Source organism: Nostoc cf. edaphicum LEGE 07299, from assembly GCF_015207245.1.
GTDB classification, from domain to species: Bacteria; Cyanobacteriota; Cyanobacteriia; order Cyanobacteriales; family Nostocaceae; genus Nostoc; species Nostoc edaphicum_B.
The window spans coordinates 1-5,337 of sequence record NZ_JADEXF010000320.1 but is presented as its reverse complement, the minus strand read 5'-3'; the positions used below and the strand labels follow the sequence as shown (position 1 = coordinate 5,337).

Sequence of the window (5,337 nt, the reverse complement as noted above, 5' to 3'; positions counted from 1 at the left end):
CGAGGAGGTTGTCCTTGAACGTAGGAGAGGGGCTGGGGGAGAGGTCAAAATAGCACTCGTCGAACTCACGTTATATTAGCCCTGCAATTAATTACAAGGCTAATATAGTAGAAGTTGTTAGTTATTTCACTTTTTCAAAACTACATTGAAAGAATTTAAATACCCAGTAATGGTTTTAGCTAGTGTCTTTTGCTGTTTTTTTGTAGTGATTGCCATTACTTGATATAGTCTTCCTTCGGCAACATACATTCTACTTATAGTAATTTTCCCTCCAGAATTGATGTACTGAATTTCTTTGCCGGGATGATTATTGTAACTACGAATGTTTCGTTGACTAATTAAATTACTTTTCGTAGTCTTTAAAGCCATATCCCGTGCATTATTAAGTACAGCTTGAGGATCGGCCATTTGACCGTAACTATAAGGAAAATCATTGTAAGCAACTATGTATGCTACCTGCTGTTTTGGCGGTTGAGCGACAAATATTTCTAAGGTAATTTCCCCCATGTAAGTTTTTTGGGATTCGGTATTTCTATTGGGGTTTCCCGGCATCAAAATTGTAAAACGTCCATCTGGAGCGGTGTATAACTTCCATTGTGGCTGCACGGGTTGAGAAACCTTTGGTTTGACAACAGCTACCGGAGATTTGGGTTGACGCGCTTCTACAAGAACAGAACCACCACAGACTATCGTGGCGGCTATTAGTGGCAACAGACTTTTAACTGTCATATTTTTTGCCCTTTGAGATGCTGATCTCACTGATGATGCCAGCTGTTATAACCTAGCAGCACATAAAGCAGCACCAATTAGGCCGACTTGCGAGTTGAGGATAACATACACGGGAATCTCTTCGAGGAGGCGGCGCATCCTACCTTTTTGGGTGAAATTCAATAAGAAACCGCTATTTTGGATTAAGGATAGGATTTTCGGTGCAATTCCACCAGCGATGTATAAGCCACCGTAAGGTAGGAGTTTCAGGGCGAGATTACCGGCTTCTGCACCGTAAGCTTCTACAAATAATTGCAAAGTTTGTTCGCAGAGGCGATCGCGTTTTTCTAGTGCAGCTGTACCAATGACAGCACCAGGATCGACACTTTTCTCTTCCTGTCCCGCTTCTTGTTCCCAAGTTCTAACTATTTGGGCAATATCTGGTGATTCTGTGGCAAATTTGCGATCGCGCAGAAATTGGTAAATTGCCACAATTCCCATTCCAGAAACCACGCGTTCCACAGAAACGCGCTGGATATCATGTTTACCTAGCAGGTATCTCAACAATTGAAACTCGATCTCGTTTCGAGGAGCAAAGTCAGCGTGTCCACCTTCTGAAGAAAAAACTTGATAGTAGTTTCCCTGTCTAATTAAAAATCCTTGCCCTAAACCAGTACCAGCACCAATAATTGCAATTGGGGCTTCAGGTTGAGATTTGCCAACTTGCAACGTCAGCAAGTCTTGTTTTTGTAAACCTAAAATGCCGTAACCAATGGCGGCGAAGTCGTTAATCAAAGAAATGTGAGGGATACCCAATTCTTCTTGTAGACGTTCGGTATCCAAGAACCAAACTAAATTGGTCAGTTTGGCAGTATTTTTGACAATGGGGCCGGCGATCGCAAAACAAGCCTTATCTGGTGTAGGTGTATTAGCTTTGACCAAAAACTCCTGCACTATCGGTACTAAATCAGGAAAATCGGCACTGTGGTAACTTTCCTGATAAATAGTATGTAGAACCGATGAATCTGATGTTTCAACCAATCGCAGAATAGTTTTTGTACCGCCGATATCTCCTGCTAGTAACAAAGTCATAGAATTTATTGGTGAATTAAATTACTTTTTTTGTAAGATGTACTCAACGTATCAGAAGCCATGAACGCAAATCTCTATCAGAGGTTTAAGCAAATCGAATAACTTCTTCTATGTGGGTTAAATGGGAAGTATCTCCCGTTAGTTCTAATAACCATTCTGGTTCCTGGCGTACCACTTTTACCAGAGAACACAAAGAAGCTTTGACTTCTGTTTTGGCGATTTCCCCCACTAACCCCATTGCTCCGCCCAATACAGATGCACCATGTGCTACTAGCAGGATATCCTCTGGGTAGAACTCAGTAGCTAAACATCTAGCAGTTTGTCCAGAACGTTCTCGCACTTTTTCGTGAGTTTCAGGAAATTTTGCGGCGATGCGCGAGGTATAGCTGCTGTCAATTCTGGGGAATAACTCTGCTAATGCTGGAGTTGACAGTCTTACGGGTTCTTCCGTCATCCAAACTGGATTTAGCCATTCACTCAAGCCTGTTTCGAGTTTAATCGGCAAGTCGAGCATTTCTGCAACTGCGTTTGCCGTTTGTACGGTTCGTAGAAAAGGAGAAGCGAAAATATGGCCAATATTTCCTCCTTTTAATCGTTTAGCTAACTGCTGTGCCTGCACCATACCATCATCAGACAAGGGTGGATCGTAGCGTCGTTCGGCGGTAAGAAACCAATCGGGGTTTACGAAGTCGAGGCGGTTAGCGTGTCTTGCTATCCAGACTATTTGACTCATGGGTTTAATTATTCCGGTGAATAGAATTCGCCGCTAAACAAATATATAGATATCTGCAAGGAGGGCTGCAAATATTAATATATGACAAAAATTGTAATAATATTTAATAATGCTAATTATTAGGAAAAGTTATCGGTTTAAATTCGCCCAGACAAAATCTTCTAAATCAGCTTCAGTCGCAAATTTCCAACTATTACCCGTTTTTATTAATCTATACGATTGCTTATAACTTTAACCATCCAAATAATTGCCCTACAGTTAATTTAAAATCGCTAACTAAATCGGGAACTGGTAATATTTCTTGTTCTTCTTGTAAAAGTTCTGGTTGCTGCTTTGGTGGATAAACTAAAACAGAGCGATCGCCTGGATCAATTAACCAACCTAAACGACTACCATATTTTAAACAATGTAGAATATTTCCGGTTACTTTAGTCTGGCTTTGTTCTGGTGAAAGAATCTCAATTGTCCAGTCTGGATATGTCTTAAATACATTTGCTACATCTCCATGTTCATCTATGGGAATTCGTTCCCAAGCAAACACAGCTACATCAGGGACAATTGAGCGTCCGCCAAAAGTACACCGCAATTCTGGAAAAGCAAGGGCAACTCTTTGAGGTTTAACTACAGAATTGATATTACTAACTAATTCACCCTGAAGAATACTATGTTTTCCTTGAGGCATTGGCTTTTGAAGAATTTGACCATTGATGTATTCTGAGCTAGGCTTTGTTTCTGGTAGTTTCAAAAACTCTTCTAAGGTTAGGGGTTTAGTTGCTGATTTTACCATGTGCTTGTACCTCCCAAGTTTTAATTTAATTAATTATCCTAAATAAGCTTTTTTGACTCGCTCATCACTAATCAATTCTGATGCTGCACCTGTTAAAGTAATAGAACCAGCTTCTAAAACATAACCGCGATCGGCAATTTGTAGTGCTAGATTAGCGTTTTGTTCAACTAACAAAATAGTCACGCCTGTAGCACGGAGATTTTCAATAATTGAGAATATTTCCCGGACGATCGCAGGTGCTAAACCTAAGCTAGGCTCGTCTAAAAGTAACAGTTGTGGTTTACTCATGACAGCGCGAGCGATCGCTAACATTTGTTGTTCACCACCACTAAGAGTTCCTGCTAGTTGATTGCGTCTTTGTGACAAGCGGGGAAATAGATCAAATTGGCGCTGAATATCTGCTTTTATCTCCGCTTGATTGGAGCGAATATAAGCACCCAAAAGTAAATTATCAAATACTGTTTGTCGCGCTAATACTCTGCGTCCTTCAGGACAGTGGGCGATACCAAGTTGTACAACTTCGTGAGTTTGGCGGCGGGTAATATTATGTCCATTATAGATAATTACGCCACTCTTAGGATTAACTACTTTAGATATGGCGCGAAGTGTAGTCGTTTTTCCAGCACCATTAGCACCAATTAGAGTAACTACCTCGCCTTTTTGAATAATTAAATTAATCTTTTTTAAAGCTTGGATGCCGCCATAATTAACATCAAGTTCTTGAACTTCTAAAATTGTATAGTTTGGCTTACTATCGGCTTTCATGGGCGGTTTACATCCAGAAATGTTAATTCAAAATCTAAGATACATCAATCATACATTTCTTAAAACAGTGCGTAGACATTGCTTCAACTTAAAAATCAACTTCGAGGAGGGGGAGAGGTATCAGTTGTGCAACGCGCATTACAGGCGCTACGAGCAGATGCACAGTTGAACCAATTAGAATCATTGCTGGCATTTTTTGCTAGCTTTGTGTTAGACACGCTTTTAGTGCAACAAATCATGAGGTTGGATATGGCAGTATTGCGAGAATCGCCTTGGTATCAAGAAATTGAACAAAAAGGTATTCAGCAGGGTCTTCATCTGGGTACGCTACAGCAGTTAATCCGAGTATTGCGACGACGCTTTGGTGAAATTCCTCATGAAGTGGAAGCAAGGCTTGAGGGTGAAAGTGTGGAAAAATTAGAGAATTTAATGGATAGCGCGATCGCTGTGAGTTCTTTAGACGAATTTGTGGTAATTTTATCTAGATAAATTCAATCATTTCCCAAATAAGCTTCAATTACAGCCGGGTTATTTCTGACTACAGATGGTTCGCCCAAGGCAATTAATTGACCAAAATCTAATACAGCAATGCGATCGCACAAACCCATAACCAATGGTACATGGTGTTCAATCAGAACGATCGTCAAATTGAAGCGATCGCGCAGGCTACGGATAAATTCACTCAACTGCTGCTTTTCATTTGGGTTCATTCCCGCCGCCGGCTCATCGAGAAGTAAAATTTGCGGTTCCAATGCTAAAGCACGGGCAATTTCTAGCCGACGCTGATCGCCGTAAGCAAAGTTTTTGGCTTTTTCGTCAGCGCGATCGCTTAATCCCACCAAATCTAATAAATCTAAAGCTTTCTGCTTAGTCTTCAATTCTTCACGAGGCGCTGGTGGTAATCCCAAAACACCTGTAATCATATTACTTTGGATGTGTAAATGTCGGGCGATTATCACATTTTCTAACGCCGATAATTCCCCAAACAACCGAATATTTTGGAAGGTACGGGCGATACCTAAAGCCGCAATTTGATGAGGCCGCAGTTGAGAAACTTCTGCACCTTGATAAATTAATTGGCCGCCAGAAGGTGGAATAAAGGCAGTAATCAAATTAAACAGTGTTGTTTTGCCAGCTCCATTAGGGCCAATTAATCCAAAAATCTCATGTTTATTTACACTAAAAGATACATTATTTACCGCCACTAAACCACCAAAGCGGCGAGTTAATGCTCTTGCTTCTAAGACAATAC

At 40.8% G+C, this 5,337-nt stretch carries 6 protein-coding genes and 1 pseudogene; 1 reads left to right on the top strand and 6 read right to left on the bottom strand.

The window, feature by feature from the left end:
- Positions 1-126 precede the first annotated feature (126 nt).
- The 5 genes from IQ229_RS11535 to IQ229_RS11515 all read right to left on the bottom strand — a co-directional run bounded on the left by IQ229_RS11535 (position 127) and on the right by IQ229_RS11515 (position 4,085).
- Complete coding sequence (locus IQ229_RS11535; protein WP_194043817.1) at positions 127-729, bottom strand: hypothetical protein; 603 nt, start codon at positions 727-729, stop codon at positions 127-129.
- A gap of 45 nt (positions 730-774) precedes the next feature.
- Positions 775-1,800, bottom strand: a complete 1,026-nt coding sequence (locus tag IQ229_RS11530; protein WP_194043815.1) for a glucokinase — start codon at positions 1,798-1,800, stop codon at positions 775-777.
- Positions 1,801-1,885: 85 nt separating this feature from the next.
- Positions 1,886-2,533 (bottom strand): histidine phosphatase family protein, encoded by a 648-nt coding sequence (locus tag IQ229_RS11525; RefSeq protein ID WP_194043813.1) that lies wholly within the window; start codon positions 2,531-2,533, stop codon positions 1,886-1,888.
- A 223-nt stretch (positions 2,534-2,756) separates the two neighbouring features.
- Positions 2,757-3,320 (bottom strand): Uma2 family endonuclease, encoded by a 564-nt coding sequence (locus tag IQ229_RS11520; protein ID WP_194043811.1) that lies wholly within the window; start codon positions 3,318-3,320, stop codon positions 2,757-2,759.
- A 33-nt stretch (positions 3,321-3,353) separates the two neighbouring features.
- Positions 3,354-4,085 (bottom strand): ABC transporter ATP-binding protein, encoded by a 732-nt coding sequence (locus IQ229_RS11515; protein WP_194043809.1) that lies wholly within the window; start codon positions 4,083-4,085, stop codon positions 3,354-3,356.
- Between the two features lie 129 nt (positions 4,086-4,214).
- Here IQ229_RS11515 and IQ229_RS24670 point away from each other — a divergent pair.
- Positions 4,215-4,574: pseudogene (locus tag IQ229_RS24670) on the top strand (DUF4351 domain-containing protein); the annotation flags it as partial.
- Positions 4,575-4,576: 2 nt separating this feature from the next.
- On the opposite strand, the gene IQ229_RS11505 reads toward IQ229_RS24670, so the two are convergent.
- Complete coding sequence (locus IQ229_RS11505) at positions 4,577-5,335, bottom strand: ABC transporter ATP-binding protein (protein ID WP_194043807.1); 759 nt, start codon at positions 5,333-5,335, stop codon at positions 4,577-4,579.
- Positions 5,336-5,337 lie beyond the last annotated feature (2 nt).

Coding starts and splice junctions, on each gene's coding strand:
- IQ229_RS11535 (WP_194043817.1), bottom strand. CDS start 729: ATGACAGTTAAAAGTCTGTTGCCACTAATAGCCGCCACGATAGTCTGT.
- IQ229_RS11530 (WP_194043815.1), bottom strand. CDS start 1,800: ATGACTTTGTTACTAGCAGGAGATATCGGCGGTACAAAAACTATTCTG.
- IQ229_RS11525 (WP_194043813.1), bottom strand. CDS start 2,533: ATGAGTCAAATAGTCTGGATAGCAAGACACGCTAACCGCCTCGACTTC.
- IQ229_RS11520 (WP_194043811.1), bottom strand. CDS start 3,320: ATGGTAAAATCAGCAACTAAACCCCTAACCTTAGAAGAGTTTTTGAAA.
- IQ229_RS11515 (WP_194043809.1), bottom strand. CDS start 4,085: ATGAAAGCCGATAGTAAGCCAAACTATACAATTTTAGAAGTTCAAGAA.